13 protein-coding genes are annotated in these 15,644 nt (G+C 52.5%); 6 read left to right on the top strand and 7 right to left on the bottom strand.

Annotated features, from left to right (window positions below; genetic code table 11):
* Position 1: 1 nt before the first annotated feature.
* The 7 genes from DYC63_RS01195 to DYC63_RS01170 form a co-directional block, all read right to left on the bottom strand.
* Entirely contained in the window at positions 2-1,501 is a 1,500-nt protein-coding gene (locus DYC63_RS01195; protein ID WP_115217564.1) for a helix-hairpin-helix domain-containing protein, read from the bottom strand.
* Positions 1,498-3,078, bottom strand: coding sequence for a PP2C family serine/threonine-protein phosphatase (locus DYC63_RS01190; protein ID WP_115217563.1), 1,581 nt, complete (start codon positions 3,076-3,078; stop codon positions 1,498-1,500). Before DYC63_RS01190 ends, DYC63_RS01195 begins: the two co-directional genes overlap by 4 nt.
* A 2-nt stretch (positions 3,079-3,080) precedes the next feature.
* On the bottom strand, positions 3,081-4,127 hold the full coding sequence (locus DYC63_RS01185; protein ID WP_115217562.1) for a TerY-C metal binding domain-containing protein: 1,047 nt from the start codon (positions 4,125-4,127) through the stop codon (positions 3,081-3,083).
* A gap of 31 nt (positions 4,128-4,158) precedes the next feature.
* Positions 4,159-5,319 (bottom strand): TerD family protein, encoded by a 1,161-nt coding sequence (locus DYC63_RS01180; protein WP_115217561.1) that lies wholly within the window; start codon positions 5,317-5,319, stop codon positions 4,159-4,161.
* A 21-nt stretch (positions 5,320-5,340) separates the two neighbouring features.
* Complete coding sequence (locus DYC63_RS01175; protein WP_115217560.1) at positions 5,341-5,982, bottom strand: vWA domain-containing protein; 642 nt, start codon at positions 5,980-5,982, stop codon at positions 5,341-5,343.
* A 69-nt stretch (positions 5,983-6,051) separates the two neighbouring features.
* On the bottom strand, positions 6,052-6,216 hold the full coding sequence (locus DYC63_RS12490) for a hypothetical protein (RefSeq protein ID WP_172459355.1): 165 nt from the start codon (positions 6,214-6,216) through the stop codon (positions 6,052-6,054).
* A gap of 103 nt (positions 6,217-6,319) precedes the next feature.
* Positions 6,320-6,955 (bottom strand): vWA domain-containing protein, encoded by a 636-nt coding sequence (locus tag DYC63_RS01170; protein WP_115217559.1) that lies wholly within the window; start codon positions 6,953-6,955, stop codon positions 6,320-6,322.
* 137 nt (positions 6,956-7,092) lie between these two features.
* Here DYC63_RS01170 and DYC63_RS01165 point away from each other — a divergent pair, with 137 nt between their 5' ends.
* The 6 genes from DYC63_RS01165 to DYC63_RS01140 are packed head-to-tail and all read left to right on the top strand — an operon-like array spanning position 7,093 to position 15,628.
* Positions 7,093-8,544, top strand: a complete 1,452-nt coding sequence (locus tag DYC63_RS01165) for a DUF3375 domain-containing protein (RefSeq protein WP_115217558.1) — start codon at positions 7,093-7,095, stop codon at positions 8,542-8,544.
* Complete coding sequence (locus DYC63_RS01160; protein ID WP_115217557.1) at positions 8,534-9,178, top strand: DUF4194 domain-containing protein; 645 nt, start codon at positions 8,534-8,536, stop codon at positions 9,176-9,178. The genes DYC63_RS01165 and DYC63_RS01160 overlap by 11 nt, the downstream gene beginning before the upstream one ends.
* Positions 9,171-12,524: an ATP-binding protein gene (locus DYC63_RS01155; RefSeq protein WP_115217556.1), complete on the top strand. Its 3,354-nt coding sequence runs from the start codon at positions 9,171-9,173 to the stop codon at positions 12,522-12,524. Before DYC63_RS01160 ends, DYC63_RS01155 begins: the two co-directional genes overlap by 8 nt.
* Entirely contained in the window at positions 12,521-13,684 is a 1,164-nt protein-coding gene (locus tag DYC63_RS01150) for a Wadjet anti-phage system protein JetD domain-containing protein (protein ID WP_115217555.1), read from the top strand. Before DYC63_RS01155 ends, DYC63_RS01150 begins: the two co-directional genes overlap by 4 nt.
* On the top strand, positions 13,681-14,763 hold the full coding sequence (locus tag DYC63_RS01145) for a cysteine protease StiP family protein (RefSeq protein WP_115217554.1): 1,083 nt from the start codon (positions 13,681-13,683) through the stop codon (positions 14,761-14,763). Before DYC63_RS01150 ends, DYC63_RS01145 begins: the two co-directional genes overlap by 4 nt.
* Positions 14,756-15,628 (top strand): HpcH/HpaI aldolase/citrate lyase family protein, encoded by an 873-nt coding sequence (locus DYC63_RS01140; RefSeq protein ID WP_115217553.1) that lies wholly within the window; start codon positions 14,756-14,758, stop codon positions 15,626-15,628. Before DYC63_RS01145 ends, DYC63_RS01140 begins: the two co-directional genes overlap by 8 nt.
* Positions 15,629-15,644: the final 16 nt, after the last annotated feature.

Genomic DNA, 15,644 nt, shown 5'->3' with positions numbered 1-15,644 from the left:
CTTACCGTCCTGCCATTTGCACCATAATCAGGCGTCCGCCCTGTCCTTTTTGCAAGAGGATTTGGGCATTGTCTGTGAGTTTGACTTTATCGCCGATGGCAACCGCGCTTTTATTGCCGACGTCATAGAGCTCGGGCAGTCCTTCATTGACCAGCCACCAATCGCCCTGATGCAGCACAAAATAGCCGATGCGTTTGGCGTCTTGGGCGCTGATTTTTTCATTGGGGAAGATGTTGCTGTCGGCATGCCATTTGAACAGCGATTGTCCGCTATAGACCATGATGCGGTGATTATCGGGACGATAGCTGCCGTTGGGCGTGGCGGAATAGAGGTTTAAGACCGGCAGTTTGCCTTGATGCGCGGTGCCGCAGAAGGGGCAATGCGGCCTTCGGCTGTTGTCGAAGGCATACCATTTCTGTTCGCAGCGCGGATTGGCGCAGGGCTGAAGCAAATCCACGGTTTTAATCAGGGCGTTTTCCCATTCATCGGCGGTCGGGCGCAGGGCGGGCTGATGCAGACCGTCGATAAAGGCGCGTTCGAAGAGTTTGGCGATATAGGGCCCGCAGACGCTGTAGGGGATTTTGGCGGTGTCTTTCCAAGGCAGTTCGCTAGGTTTCAAATGCTTACTTTTGATGCGGTTGCTGCTGTCTGTGGGGTGTTCGACAAATAGGGCTTTTTCGCCCATGCTCAGTTCTTCGTCGCGCTGACTGTCGTCGGGGTCGTGGATTTTGTCGCCGCGCAGAGGGTGGCGGTAGAGCAGGTACATGTAAATCAGCACCGCCAAAGCGTGCAAATCGGTGGTGCGGCTGGGCAGTTTGCGCATCGGATCGTCTTTGGATAAATGCGCGGTCGCCACGACTTCGGGGGCGATGAAATCCGGCGTGCCGACCACGGTGGGCGGATGCACGCCCGGCACGACCAAGCCGTCGATGTCAATCAGGCAGGCTTGCCCCGTGATGGGGTCGATGAGGCAGTTTTTATAGCCCAAATCGCTGTGGCTTAAGCCCGCCATGTGCATGCGGCGTACCGCGCGCGCCAGCATGATGCAGACTTTGATGTGCCGCATCCAATCGCCTAATTCGCGTTCGTCTAAAAATTTTTGCCGATTGTTGGCGCTGGCGAACCATTTGCCGTCTTTGTCCTTGCCTTTGATGCCGAGCATGTCGTTGTTGCGGCTGCCGTGCTCAAAGAAAAAGCAGGAGCGGTAAAAAGGCGAGACCACGCCCAAGCGTCCTTCATACTCGACCACCGCGGTCGGCCAGCAATAGAGGTTTTGCAGATAGTCGCCGCCGGCCTGATTGAAAATGCGCTCGCGGTAGCGTCCTGTAATCATCTCCAGTCTTTCGCGCATCGCCGCATCGGGTTTGTCGCGGAAAAACGCCACGACATAGCTTTTGTCGGGGGCGAACATCACGTCTTTCATGCCGCCCTGTGCTTTGATTTCGTTGATAAATTGAATGGTTTCGCCGTTGCTGGCGGTCAGCGTAACGATATTGCTCATGCCGTATCTCCTGTGGCGGCGAGGTAGCGCTTGGGAACAAGCAGGGCGATGCTGCGGTCGTCATGATTGCCGGGCGACCAGAAATGTAGCCATTCTTCAAGGGCGGCGGCGCGATGCTCGGCTTGCAGCGGCGTTTGCAGTTCCTGCCACAATGCCTGCCAATGTTCGGCTTGGGCAAGCTGGGCTTCGGTTTCAAATTTGGGGTCGGAAACGCCGTCGGTCATGAGCAACAGCAGCGGCAATTCCTTACTGATGTGGCGGTAAATGCGCTGCTGCAAGCCTGTGTCTTTCACGTATTCGGCGGCTAAAAAACGGGTTTCGCCCGAATAGGCGCCCGAATCGCTTTCGCCCATCAAGACAATTTCCTGCGTTTCGGGGCGGTAAATGCCGATGGCACCGTCGCCTACCCAATAGCTGAGGCTTAAAAATCCGCCTTCTTGCAGCGGCAAGACCAGCGCGATTAAGAGGGTGCAGGACAGACTTTTGAGGCTGACTTCTTCGTCAAGGGCTTGATGATGCGCGGCAAGGGATTGATAGGCGGCGACGGTAATCAGAGCTTCGGCGGTGGCTTGGCGTTGCCGATTGTCCATTTCCGCCAAGCGGTGATAATTTTGTCGGGTATCTGTCAGCAGTTTGCCGATGCTGTCTCGCACGGCATTGACCGCCAAACGCGAGCCTTCGCGCGAGAAGGCGGCGCTGCCGGCGCCGTCGGAAACCGTCAACAGATAGATGTCTTGCGCCTCGAAATAGGCAAAGGCGATGTCGTCATCGCAGAAGCTGCCGACGTGGGCATGCGAGCGTCCGCGCAGGCGCGCGGCAAGCAGGGCAGCGGCGGCAGTGTCGAATTCGGCATGGGCGCTGTCTGTTTTGGCGAATTTGCCCTGCGGGTCGCTGGGCAGGTTTTTCCACAGGCTTTGCGGATTGGGATTGATGTAGAGCTTTTGCTGCGCTTGGCGGCGGTCAGCGAAATAAAAATCTACCTGCACGTCGCCGCTGAGGTTGGGGCTGCCGTGTATGCGGTGCTTTTCGCCGTCCCACAACAGGCCGCAATCGGGGCGGAATTGTACGTCGATGATGTCCGCACTCAGGCGGCTTTCATAGGCTTTGCCTTCTTGGGCATTGTGCAGCAAATTGAGGCTGCGGATAGATTGGGCGGCGGGGGGCGGAGCGGTGGCTTTGCTGGGATGAATCGGCATAGTATCGGGGCTGTATTGGTTTTGATGGGAAGTATTGCCGAGCATGGCTTCGAGGGCGGGATTTGCCGCTTCGGTAATGAGCAAAGGTTCGGCGGGCGGCAGGGCTGCCTTATCGAGCGCTTCGGGTAAGTCGGCAGAATAGTGTGCCTCTTGTTCGGATATAAACGGCATCACATCGGCGGCAATTGTGCTTTCCTGCTTCGGTAAGTCCAAACTGCCGCTGTCGTCATCAGCGGGCGGCGCAGCAGTCTGCGCTTGCTGAAATTGCTGCCAAGCCGTCTGCACTTCGGCGAGCAATGCCGCGTGTTCGGCGGCAAAAGCGGCGAATTGTGCGGAATCGAGCAATTGATTAAGCGCGTGTTTGAGAGCTTGGGTATCCATGTTTAACCTCGCGAGCGGGCAATGTCGAAATCGCCTTCGGCGCTGCCCATGTAAATGGTTTGCTGACAGCCGGGGCAGACGACTTCGCCGTCGCCCTCTACGCACAGTATCTGTCCGCAGCTGCAAGTCGCTAAAGCATAAGCCGCGCCGCAATGCGGACAACCGCCGCCGCCTTCCAAATGCGAGGCGGCAATGGTGTTGGCGTTGAGGCGCGTATCCGACCACTCGGCGTAATCGGCTTCCACAGGAAATACGCCGGTGTAGCGATAGACTTGCGGCGATTGGTTTTTGAAAAAGGGAATGTCGGCAATATCGGGCATGCGCTCGTATTTCATCAAATAAGGCAATTTGGATTTGCTGCATAAGCCGCTGATAATCACATAGTTCTCATCAAGCGCAGCGGCTTCTTCCAATTCTTTGACCAAAGACAGGGCAAAACTCTCGTCCTTTTTATGCAAAGACAGGGGCGCGTCTATGCCTAAGCTGCGACTTTGGCTGGAAATGGATTGGGTAATCCAGTCGATAAAACTTTTCAGGCTTTTTTCATCGCTGTTTTCAAGGCGCAGACTGTGGCTGCTGATGCTTTGCAGGACGCTCAAATCCGCATATTGCCCGATGCCGATGCTGATTAGGGTCGCCCGCTGCTGATAATGCTGCTGCCAACGCGCAATGGCGGCGCTCGGATTGTCGGTCGCGCGTCCGTCCGACAGGAAATATACCACCGGCTTCCAATCGCCTTTCTGTTCTTTGCTGCTGCGCTGCACTTGGCGGTCAATCTCATCCATCAAATGATTGAGCGCCGCGCCGATTGAAGTGCCGGCGCCAATCGGCAAACGCGGCGGATAGAAAGCGAATAATTCCACCAAGGGCGCCAAGGTTTTCGCCACTCCGGCAAAAGCAATCACGGATAGATGCACGGTTTCCAAGGCATGCGGGTCTGTGCGTAATTCGCTGATTAAACGGGAAATGCCTTCCTGCATGGCGCGCAGCGGCGTGCCGATCATGCTTTCCGAAACATCAATCACTAAAAAAATAGGTAAACGACGCATGTCATTCCTTCTCCTGCGGCTAATCCGATAATTATTTCCTGCCCGCCTGCCAGCGGAAGCCCCAGCCGAAGGCTTGGTCGAGTTCTTTGTGTCCGCTGAAATAGCGGTTAATCCGCTCGACGTGAATCGCGCCGCCTTGATTGACCAAGCGCGCAATGCCGCACATCGGGTGGCGTGCATTGCCGTCGGTCAGGCGGGTTTCGATTTCCTGCCCTTGCACATATAGGGTTACGACGCCGTCGGTCGCGTCCCAATTCGGGATGCCCTGATAGATAAAGGCATAAATCAGCACTTCATCTATCTGCTGCCATTGTGCGCCGTTTACGTCCAACCATTCGCCCTCTGCCACATCGCCCGTGCGGTCATCGCCGCGCAAATGCACAAAAGGCGCCTGACTCAAACTGCCGAAATTGCCGCCCAAAGCCTGCACGCAGTCTTGCTGTCCGTTTTTCAGCCGCACAAAAGCGCCCAAATCCAAATCAATGCCTTGACTGCCGCCTAAAAGCGATTTGAGAAAACCGCTGCTTTGTGCTTTCGCGCCGCCGCGTTGCCAATTCAGATTGATGCGGATTTTTCCGAAATCGGCTTTTTTCTCCAGCGTTAAAGAAGATTTCGCCTTATCTAAAGTGATTTTTTGCAAATTGAGGCGCGGATTAGTCGTCGAGCTGGGGACGGGCGGCGGATTGGGCGCAGGGGCATCATCGCTGATTTCCACGCCGAAATGTTCGGATAGGGGCTTGAGTCCGCCGTTAAAGCCTTGCGCGACAAAGCGGAATTTCCATTGTCCGTTGCGGCGGTAGCATTCGCCCAAAATCAGGGCTTTTTCCGTTCTGTGGCTTAATTCCACAGGGCATTGCAAAGTGGGGCTGCCGTTTTCTAATACTGTCAGCGATACGCTGCCTAGTTGTGAGACGGGCAGGTCGGCAGAAAAGGCAATGGCGATGCGCTCGATGGCGGCAGGTTGCGCAGCTAAATCGAGGCTGAATTCGCCGCGGCGTTCATTGCCCGAAAAACGGACGCTGCCGTCATCGGATTGTGTTTGTCCGTAGAAAATCATATCACCGTCGCCGCGTACTTTTTGCGTGGCGGCAAGGCGGTAGGCGGCGACATCGATATTGGCGCCGCTGTCTATGCGGATGAGCAGAGAAGAGGCGGATAAATTGGCGTTTGCGCCGGCGACTAGGGTTTGCATAGGGGGTTCTCCGATAGGTGATTACAGCACGATATTGATTTCCGGCGGTGGCGGCGGCAGATGATTATCGGCATTGGGATTGCCCACGCTGACGCTGCTGCCCGAGATGGCGGCGGATACCCATTGGAAGAATTTGCCGAATGAGGCGGCATCCATGGTATCAAGGGAAACCACGGTGTCGCTCAATTGTTTTAAATAGCTGGCATCGGCTTTCGGGCCTGCTGCGCAGGCAACGATATTGCCGAAGCCGAGCGCTTTCAGCGGCGCAAGGGCTTCGCTATAGACCAGCAAATCCGTGGGCTTGCCGTCGGTCAGTACAATCAGGATGGGGCGCCAATCGCCTTTTTGCTCGGCGGTGCCGACGATGCGGTCGCGCTGCACGGCGGCAATGACGTGTTCAAGCACGGCGCCTAAAAAAGTCGCGCCGCTTTCGGGGCAGACGATTTCGGGCATGACGACTTGTTCCAAAGCGGTCATGGGCAGCACTTCTTTGATGTGGCTGTCAAAGGTAATCACGCTTAAATGCACGCTTTCCAGCGCGTAGGGATTTTGTCTGAGCGCCGCCATCAGCGCCGCCAAACCGTTATTGACTGCCTCAATCGGCTCGCCGCGCATCGAGCCAGAGGTGTCGATGCAGATATAAGTGAGTAATCGTCTGGACATAGTATAAATATATTCTAAGTGATTGAAATTTAAATGGATGTTTTATGGAATACGAACTTTGTTTGTTATTTAAGTTTCTTTTGACGCTGCGCTGGGCGTTACTTTCTTTGTGTCGCCAAAGAAAGTAACCAAAGAAAAGCGACCCCATTGCAGCGCTTCGCTTTGCGAACTGCCTTCGCCAACTTGAATTTTTTGGCGCCTGCCAAACTCGCTCGCTTCTGTTCGCTCAAACATGGCAGGCTTTTCCCAAAAAATTCTGCGCTGACTCAGCGCTGCAAAAGGGGATTGCAGATTCTTTGCTGCAAAATTCAGGGCAGATTTTCATTTTGCGCCGATATTATAAAACCACATTCAATTCCGGCGGCGGAGGCGGCAGTTCGTCTAAGCCGTTCGGCTCTTTGCCCAGCTCGATTTTTTGGCTGGAGACGGAGATTGAGGAGGAGACCCATTTGAAGAAGCTCTTGATGGAAGTGGCGTCGGCGGTGTCGAGGGATACAACGGTTTCGGTAATTTGCTTTAAGGTGTTGCTGTCTGCCGCAGAACCTGCCGCGCAGGCGACGAAAGTACCGGTTTTGATGCGTTTCAAAGCCTCGATGCCGCTTTGCAGATTATCGGTCGGCGAGCCGTCCGAGAGCAGAAAGATGACGGGTTTCCAGTCGCCTTTGGTTTCGGCATTGCCTTTGACGACTTCGCGTTCGATGCAATCCGCCAACAGGCTTAATGCGCCGCCGAGCGCGGTAGTGCCGCCGGCTTGAATATCCGGCACCTGAAAGCTCATCAGTTCGGTAAGCGGTGTGAGTTGGCGCGCTTCGCTGTTAAAGGCGATAACGGATAAATAGGCGGTTTCCAGCGCATAGGGGTCTTGGCGCAGGGCGGAGACCAAGACTTGTAGTCCGTTGCGCACGGCTTCAATCGCCTCGCCATGCATGGAACCTGAGGTATCGACCAATAAATAAACGGGTAAACGGCGCATGTTTTCTCCTTGAAATTGAGATGGTATCACCTGATTGTAGCCTTGGCTTATAATGATGTAAAGCGTGTTGCCGCCGGCTTTATGCGGCGCACGGCGCTTGTCTGTTTTTAGATGGTGAATATATTTTCGGAGATGCTATGAAGGCGGCGAAAACCCTTGCTCATTATCAGCGTTTGCGCACGCAGGCGGTGTGGCGTTTATTGGCGGCGCATCATGCGCCTGTGATTATCGCTTTATTGCAGACGTATTTATACGATAATGAGCGCAGTTTGCCGGCTTCGGTTTTGCTGGAGCGTTTTGATCGAGATTTGGCTTTGCTGCGTGCGCAGGGGGAGGATTTGCCGCAAACGGCTCAGTCGTATTTAAGTGCTTGGCTGGCGGAGGGGTATTTATTACGTTCTTTTCCCGAAGGTGCGGCGGAAGAGGTGTATGAATTATCCGGTGCCGGAATAAACGCGATCCGTTTTGTGATGGGTTTGCTGCAACCGCATGCAAGGGCAACGGAAAGCCGTTTGTCGGTAGTGATTTCGCAATTGCAGGATTTGGCGCAGGATACGGATAAGGATAAATTCCGCCGTATTGATCGTTTGCTGAAGGAACGGGCGCGGATTGATCAGGAAATTGCCGCGATTGAGCAAGGGCAGTTGCGGGTGATGCCCAAGGATCGCGCTGTTGAGCGTTGTCGCGAGATTATTAGTTTGGCTGATGAATTGTTAGGTGATTTTCGCCGTGTGCGCGATGAGTTTGAGCAGCTCAATCGCGATTTGCGTGAAAAGATTTTAGAAGAGGCGAATCGCGGCGAAGTCTTAGAGGCTTTGTTTGCGGGCATGGATGTGATTAGCGAGAGCGAGGCGGGCAAGACTTTCGCAGCGTTTTGGCGTTTGCTGATTGATCAGGAGCAGTCCAGTACTTTGGAATCGGCGCTTGAGGAGATTATGTCGCGCCATTTCGTACGCGAGTTAACGAGCCGTGAGCGACAATTTTTATTGAATTTGACGAAGGTCTTATTAGAACAGGGCGGCGTGGTGCATGATGTGTTGAGTAATTTTGCCGGTAGTTTGCGTCATTTTGTGCAAAGTCGTGAATATTTGGAGTTTCGCCGCTTGAATACGCTTTTGCGTGAGGCGCAGTTGGCGGCTTTGGCGGTAAAAGATAAGGCGCGCGCTAGGCAGCAGTTGAATTATCACTTGCATTTAAGCAGCAGTGCGGTGCATTCTCTTTCCCAATGGCGCTTATATGATCCCAGTCAGCAGGCTGATCCTGCGGCGATGCAGGAGGCGGAAGCGGCGACGGTGGATTTGGCGGCAGTCGGCAATTTGCTGGCGCAATCTGAGATTGATTATCGCCGTTTGCAGGAGAATGTGCGTCAGGTGTTGCTTAAGCATTCGCAGGCATCGGTTGCGCAGGTTTTGGAGGATTTTCCGGCAACTCAAGGTTTGGGTAGTGTGCTCGGCTTATTGTCTTTGGCCAGTCGTGATGGAATTAAGACGCAGGAGACGGAAATGGTGCAATGGCAGGGGCAAGATGGTCTGTTGCGCAGGGCAAGGATTGATAAATTGTTTTTTGTGAGAGATAAGCATGGATTCTGAAGAGCAGGCAATTGAGCCGCTATATGTCGGTGATACGGGAGATTTGTGTTTGGAAAGCCGCCGCGCTTTAATTCAGTTGTTGCAGGGGCCGGCATTGGATGCGCGTTATCATGGCAGATTATGGCAGGCATTGCTGCAAGATGAAGAGAATATCCGCCGTTATTTATCGGCTTTATTTTTAGAGTTGATTATTGATACGTCATCACAAATTGCTTTTGTACGTCAGGCGGATACGCAAGAGTTGGAGGCGCCGCGAATGTTGAAAAGTCTGCCTTTGAATTTCGAGGCTTCCGTCTTGCTTTTGTTTTTGCGTCAGCAATTGATTCAAGCGCAGGCGCAGGGGCGACGGGCGGTGGTATCCGAAAATGAGATTGTGGAATATTTCATGGCTTTTGAGCGCAGCGGCAATACGGATCGGGCTTTGTTTCTCAGACGCATACAGGCAGCGATAGAGAAAATGAAAAAACCGAATATTTTGCAAAAAATTCGCAATAGCGAAGGGCGTTTTGAAATTTCGCCGGTGTTGAAATTGCTCTTTTCGGCGGAAGAGGTTCAAGAGTTGACGCGGCAATATCGGCACATTGCCGCACATCAAGCGCCGGTGTTTGAGGCGCAGGAGGATGCGGATGAGTAGTGCGGATTATAATTTGTCTTTGTTTGAGACCGAGCAATTTAGAATGCGCGCTTTGCAGGTCTATCATTGGGGCACTTTTCATGGCCTGCATCATATTCCGATAAGCGAGAAAGGTTTTTTATTTGTCGGGCGTTCCGGGGCTGGAAAATCCACTTTATTAGATGCCATTTCGGCTTTGCTTGTGCCGCCGCGTTGGCTGGATTTTAATGCTGCCGCGCGTGAAATGGCGCGCAGCGGTCATGATCGGAATGTGTTGAGCTATGTGCGCGGAGCATGGTCGGAGCAAAAAGACGATGATTCGGGGGAAATTGCCACGCGTTATTTGCGCACAGGAACGACTTGGAGCGCTTTGGCTTTGCGTTATGAAAATCCTTCGGGACGCGTGGTGGTCTTGGTGCAGATTTTTTGGCTGCGCGGCAATAGCAATAGCAATACCGATGTGCGGCGCGTGTATTTGATTAGCGAGGGCGATTTTGATTTGCGGGCTTTGCAGAGTTTTGCAGAGAGTAATTTTGATCTCCGCAAACTTAAGCAAACTTTTTCGCAGGCTTTTATCCGCGAAGAGTTCAGCGCTTACGCAGAAAGGTTTCGCCATTTATTGGGCATAGAGAGCGAGATGGCTTTGCGCTTGCTGCATAAAACGCAGTCGGCGAAGAATTTAGGCGATTTAAATGTGTTTTTGCGCGATTTTATGCTGGATAAACCGCAAACATTTGCGGTGGCGCAGCGTTTGGTCAATGAATTCGCCGAGTTGAATGCGGCATATCGGGCGGTGGTGGATGCGCGTGAGCAGATTGCGGTATTGCGTCCCGCAGCTCAGGCGCATCAGGAATATGTTCATCTGCAATCTTTGCGCAGCTATCATGAGCAATTAAAGCAAGGAATTGATATTTATAGCAATCATTGTCGTCGGCAATTGTTGGGCAAAGCGATTGAGCGTTTGATGAAGCGGCAGCATCATCAGCAGCATGTGCAGCAGCAGGCGGAGCAGGAGAAAAATCATCAGGAAGTATTGCTGGAAAATCTCAGATTGCAGCATTTGGCGGCAGGCGGCAGCGAGCTGAGGCATTTGGAGCAGGCGTGCAGGGATTGGGAAGACAAACGGGATAAACGGGTGCAGCAATCGGCGGAATTGCAGAAGATTTGTCTGGCTTTGGATTGGCATTTTCCTAATACGGTAGAGGAATTTGCCCAGCTCAGTGTATCGGCACAGCAAGAAAAAGAAGACTGGAATGCTCGTTATGATTCGGAAAACGAGCGCTATATCGCGCTTAAGCAGGCGCTGAATCAAGCCTTGCAAGAGCGGGATTCTTTGCAGGCGGATATTCTGGAGATGCTGCGCCAGCCTTCCAATATTCCAAGAACTCTGCTGACTTTGCGCCGAGAGATGGCCGAGGCTTTGAATGTGCATGAAAGTCAGTTTCCTTTTGTCGGCGAGCTTTTGGAGGTGAAAGCGCAAGAAGCTGCTTGGCGTGGGGCAATCGAGCGTTTGCTGCGCGGTTTTGCTTTGTCTTTGTTGGTAGATGAAGCGCAGTATGCCGGTGTCAATAAATATGTGAATGAGCGGCAATTAGGGCAGCGATTGGTGTTTTATCGCTTAAGCGGAGTCGATAAAAGCCCTTCTTCTTTGCGCTCGACGGATTCGGTATTGCATAAATTACAGATTAAAGAGCATCCGCATCGTTATTGGCTGGAGCAGCAGTTGCGGCAGCGTTTCGATTATGTCTGCGTTGAGAATTTGGCGGCATTGCGCCAAGTCGAACGTGCGCTTACCCAAGAAGGGCAGATTAAACATAATCAGATGCGTCATGAAAAAGATGACCGTCATGCGCTAAATGAGCGCCGTCAATGGGTCTTGGGTTTTGATAATCGCGAGAAATTGGCTTTGTACCAGCAGCAATTGCATCAGCTTGAGGCGGAAATCGAAGCGCTTGAGCAAACGATTGATGGTCTGCAGAAAAAGAAAAAGCAGCAGGAAGAGCGCATGGGTTATTGTCATCGTCTGATGCTGCTAAATTGGCAGGATGTCGATGTATCGAGTGCGGTAAAACATATTGATGCCTTAAATCGGCAGATTGATCGTCTGCGGCAAGATGCACAGCATTTGCAGACGTTAGAAGCGGAGATTGAGCAGCAGCACAGCCGCTATCAGAAGGTCAAAGAGGTTTGGGAGCAAGCGCGGTTGGCTTATTTGCAGATTGAACAGGATTTGGCTAAATATCAAAAGCAATTAGAGCATTTACAGACTCAGGCACTGGCTACATTGCTCCCGCGTGAAAAAGAGGCGCTTGCCGAGCGGTTTCAATCGATTGCCAAAGAGCTGACGCAAGAGAATTTGTCTGAGGTAACTTTGGCGGTTGAGCGGCAATTAAGCGAGGACATCAAAGGGCAGACTAAGCAGATTCATAGTCATGAGCGTTTTATTGAAGAATGTTTTGCGGAATTTAAGCGGCGTTGGCAGGCGGAAGCCGGCGATGTGGATGCGAGCTTGGCGAGCGCCGGCGATTATTTCAATAAATTAAATCGTTTGGAAAGTGACGGTCTGCCGGAATATGAGCAGCGGTTTTTTGATTTGCTGCAGAGTCAGAGTCAGCAGAATCTTGCCGCCTTGTCCAGCTATTTAATGCAGGCGCGCAAGGATATTCTGCATCGTATGGAGCTGGTGAATGAGAGTCTGGGGCAGGTGCCTTTTAATCAGCAGGGCGGAGAAAAAAGTTTTTTGAAAATTGAGGTAAAAGACCGCTATTTGCCCGAAGTGAAGGAATTTAGAAAAGATATTCAGCAGGCATTAAGCCATGCTTTTGTGCAGGAATCGCGCGAAGAGGCGGAGGCGCGGTTTTTAATTTTGCAGAAAATCGTGCAGCGCTTATCCGGCACGGAAGCAGAGGCGAAGCGTTGGCGCGAGTTGATGTTGGATGTGCGCCTGCATGTGGAATTTATCGGGCTTGAGTATGATGAGGCAGGAAAGGTGTTGGAAACGCATCGCAGCGGTGCGGCAAAATCGGGCGGTCAGCGGCAAAAATTGGCGGCTACCTGTTTGGCGGCAGCTTTGCGTTATCAATTAGGCGGGCATGATCACGGTTTGCCGATGTATGCTCCTGTGGTGCTCGATGAGGCTTTTGATAAGGCGGATAATGAATTTACCGCCTTGGCAATGAATATTTTCATTAATTTTGGCTTTCAGATGATTGTGGCAACGCCTTTGAAATCGGTGATGACGTTGGAACCCTTTATCGGCGGGGCTTGCTTTGTCGATATTTCCGAACGCAAATATTCTTCCGTCTTGCTGATTGATTATGACGAATCGCATCAGCGGCTGAATGTGCCGGCGGATGCGGCGCAATGAAATTTCCAGACGATGTGCTGAACATATTGCGCCGCCGCTTTGATGCGAATTATCGACAATGGCTGCAGCAGGGATTTGGCGAATGTTCCGTATCGCTGGGCTTGCCGAGCGAGCAGAAGGCTCAGCAGGATATGCAGCGTTTTCTCGCTTGGCTGCAAGCTTGGCAGAAATGGCAGGGCGGCGGTGAGTTGCGGTACAGTCAAAAACAATGGAAACATTTGTCCGTGCAAAGATTGCCCGAAAAATTGCTATTCACACAAGCGGAAGCGCTTGCCGCCGCCATAGGTCGGGCAGAGGCTTGGCAAAGCATGAGAAAGCGCTATCAATCCTTGGTGAATCAATGGCGGCAGCTGGCCGGCGTGGCAGCGAAACATATTGAAAAGCTCAGTTCCTATAGTGATGAGGATTTTTTACGTTTGCAGCATTTGCTGCTTTGGCTGATTGAGCATGAGGCTGCTTCGCTTTATCCGCGCCAATTGCCGATTGCAGGCATGGACAGCAAATGGTTAGAAAGTCGCAAGGGATTGATTGTAGATTGTTTGTCGGCTATCCGCGGCGGTTTGAACGAAAAAGATTTCTATGCCTGTACGGGCTTGCTCGCCCCGCCGACACGTTTGCGTATGCGTATTTTAGATGCGGATTTACGCAGGCTGTGCGGCGGTTTAAGCGATATTTCGGCACCGGTGGCAGAAATTGCCGCATTGGCGATTGCGCCGCGGCGAGTCTTTATCGTGGAGAATGTGCAAACCGGTTTGGCATTTACGGATATGCGGCAGACGGTCGTGATGATGGGTTTGGGCTATGCGGTAGATGTCTTGGCGGAAATCGTTTGGCTCAAACAGGCGTATGTGTATTATTGGGGCGATATCGATACGCACGGTTTTGCGATTTTGCACCGCGCACGCACTTATGTGCCGCATTTGCAATCGATTTTAATGGACGAAGCGACTATGCTGGCGCATCAAAGTTTATGGGGTAGGGAAGACAAACCGCATAGCGCGGATGGATTTGAAGGGCTGATGCCGACTGAGCAGTCATTGTATGAGACCTTAAAAAACAATCGTTATGCCCAGCATCTGCGTCTTGAACAAGAGCGGATTGATTGGCATTGGGCTTGGCAGATAATCGCAAATGCCGCAAACATTAAGGAGAATGAATGATGAAAGCCTTTCATGGCAGTTATTTGCCGCATCAGGTGCAGTTTTTGCTCAAGCCGATCGAGATGCAATTGATGGAGGACGTGAAAGAAAAAGAGCGTTTGATTCAAACGGGGGCGAAGCATTATAGCGAGATGCTTTCGCCCGAGGCTTTGCCTTCGCCGGCGTATTGGGCTTTGTTCGAACGCGCCTGCGCGCAGCATTTGCCGCAGATGGCGCAGGATTGCCGACAATTGGCGGCTTTGATTGCCCGAGAGCGGCAGGCGCCGGTTTTGGTTTCTTTGGCACGGGCGGGGACGCCGGTGGGCGTGGCTTTGCAGGCGATATTAAGCTGGCATTACGGCAGACAGGTGCCGCATTTTTCCGTCTCGATTATTCGTGATCGCGGGATTGATGCCAATGCGTTGCGCTATATTTTGCAGCAGGGTTTTGCGTCCGAGCAGATTGTGTTTATCGACGGCTGGACGGGCAAGGGCGTGATTCATCGCGAATTGTGCAAGGCGGTGGCGGATGTTAATCGGCGCGAAGATGTGAATTTGAGCAGCGATTTGTATGTTTTGAGCGATTTGGCGGGCGTAACGCCTTTTGCCGCCGGCAGCGAGGATTATTTGATTCCTTCGGCGATTTTAAATGCTTGCGTGAGCGGTTTGGTCAGTCGTTCGATTTTGAATGAACAGATTGGCGCGACGGATTTTCACGGCTGCGTGTTTTTTAAAGAATGGGCGGCGCATGATGTGTCGCAGCGTTTTATTCGGGATTTGCTCAATCACGTGCCGCAGGGCGATTTGCCGCCGGCACAGCCTTTGCCGACCGCGGAAAGAGCGCAGCAGAACCGCGATTTCATTGCCGCCATGCAGGCGGAATTTGCCATCGGTAATGTGAATTTAATCAAGCCCGGCATCGGCGAAGCCACACGCGTCTTGTTGCGTCGTCAGCCGCAAAGACTGCTGCTGCGCGATGCCGATTTGCCCGCCGTGCAACATTTGCGGCAATTGGCGGCGGAAAAGCAGGTGACGATTGAGATTCGCCCCCGACTGCCTTATTTAGCCACCGCCCTTATTCAGAAAAGAAATCATGATTAATCCTTATCAACTAGGCGCTTCTTTATATGTGCCTGCCATTCACGAGCAATTGCCGGCGATTGCGCGCGGCGACAGGCTCGGCTTTGTGCGCAGCTTGATTTATTGCACCGAAGATGCCCTGCATCCCAATGATTTGCCGCAAGCTTTTGCGCAATTGCAATTATTATTAGATACCTTGCCGGCGCAAGACCGACGGCTGCATTTTATCCGCCTGCGCAATCCGCAAGTGATGCAGGAAATCTTGCAATTGCGCGGTATTGAGAAAATCAGCGGCTTTGTTCTGCCGAAAATAAGTCCGCATAATCTGCATGAGTATGCGCCGCTGCTGTCTTATGATTTTGCCCTGATGCCGACTTTGGAAACCGGCGATACCTTCCTTGAAAGCGCGATGCTGGATTTGCGCCGCCAATTATTGCATCCCGAATGGTTCGCAAGGATTTTATGTCTGCGCATCGGCGGCAATGATTTATTGAGCCTGCTGCACATGCGCCGCTCGCGCGATGCCACGATTTATCAAGGCGCATTGGGCGTATTGATTGCGCGTTTGGTCGGTATCTTCAAGCCCTACGGCTTTTATTTGACTGCGCCCGTATTTGAATTTTTGGAAGAACAGGCATTGCTGGCGCAGGAAGTACAGGAAGATTTGCGCTACGGCTTAATCGGCAAAACCGCCATTCACCCCGAACAAATTCCCCTGATTGAGCGGCATTACCGCGTCTCTGCCGGCGATAAATACCTCGCCGAGCAGATTCTCTCCAGTCAAAGGGCGGTATTTAATGCCGATGCCACTATGCAGGAAGTCAGCACGCACAGCAATTGGGCGCAGGCGGTACTCAAGGCTTGGGCGGTGTATGGGGAGAAATGAGAGGCTGATTAATTCT

The organism is Suttonella indologenes (genome assembly GCF_900460215.1).
GTDB classification, from domain to species: domain Bacteria; phylum Pseudomonadota; class Gammaproteobacteria; order Cardiobacteriales; family Cardiobacteriaceae; genus Suttonella; species Suttonella indologenes.
The sequence above is the reverse complement of the archived record's forward strand: the minus strand, read 5'-3'. Positions and strand labels throughout refer to the sequence as shown.

Excerpts from the sequence above, each read along its gene's own strand:
- DYC63_RS01195 (WP_115217564.1), bottom strand. The coding sequence starts at position 1,501 with ATGAGCAATATCGTTACGCTGACCGCCAGCAACGGCGAAACCATTCAA.
- DYC63_RS01190 (WP_115217563.1), bottom strand. The coding sequence starts at position 3,078 with ATGGATACCCAAGCTCTCAAACACGCGCTTAATCAATTGCTCGATTCC.
- DYC63_RS01185 (WP_115217562.1), bottom strand. The coding sequence starts at position 4,127 with ATGCGTCGTTTACCTATTTTTTTAGTGATTGATGTTTCGGAAAGCATG.
- DYC63_RS01180 (WP_115217561.1), bottom strand. The coding sequence starts at position 5,319 with ATGCAAACCCTAGTCGCCGGCGCAAACGCCAATTTATCCGCCTCTTCT.
- DYC63_RS01175 (WP_115217560.1), bottom strand. The coding sequence starts at position 5,982 with ATGTCCAGACGATTACTCACTTATATCTGCATCGACACCTCTGGCTCG.
- DYC63_RS12490 (WP_172459355.1), bottom strand. The coding sequence starts at position 6,216 with ATGTTTGAGCGAACAGAAGCGAGCGAGTTTGGCAGGCGCCAAAAAATT.
- DYC63_RS01170 (WP_115217559.1), bottom strand. The coding sequence starts at position 6,955 with ATGCGCCGTTTACCCGTTTATTTATTGGTCGATACCTCAGGTTCCATG.
- DYC63_RS01165 (WP_115217558.1), top strand. The coding sequence starts at position 7,093 with ATGAAGGCGGCGAAAACCCTTGCTCATTATCAGCGTTTGCGCACGCAG.
- DYC63_RS01160 (WP_115217557.1), top strand. The coding sequence starts at position 8,534 with ATGGATTCTGAAGAGCAGGCAATTGAGCCGCTATATGTCGGTGATACG.
- DYC63_RS01155 (WP_115217556.1), top strand. The coding sequence starts at position 9,171 with ATGAGTAGTGCGGATTATAATTTGTCTTTGTTTGAGACCGAGCAATTT.
- DYC63_RS01150 (WP_115217555.1), top strand. The coding sequence starts at position 12,521 with ATGAAATTTCCAGACGATGTGCTGAACATATTGCGCCGCCGCTTTGAT.
- DYC63_RS01145 (WP_115217554.1), top strand. The coding sequence starts at position 13,681 with ATGATGAAAGCCTTTCATGGCAGTTATTTGCCGCATCAGGTGCAGTTT.
- DYC63_RS01140 (WP_115217553.1), top strand. The coding sequence starts at position 14,756 with ATGATTAATCCTTATCAACTAGGCGCTTCTTTATATGTGCCTGCCATT.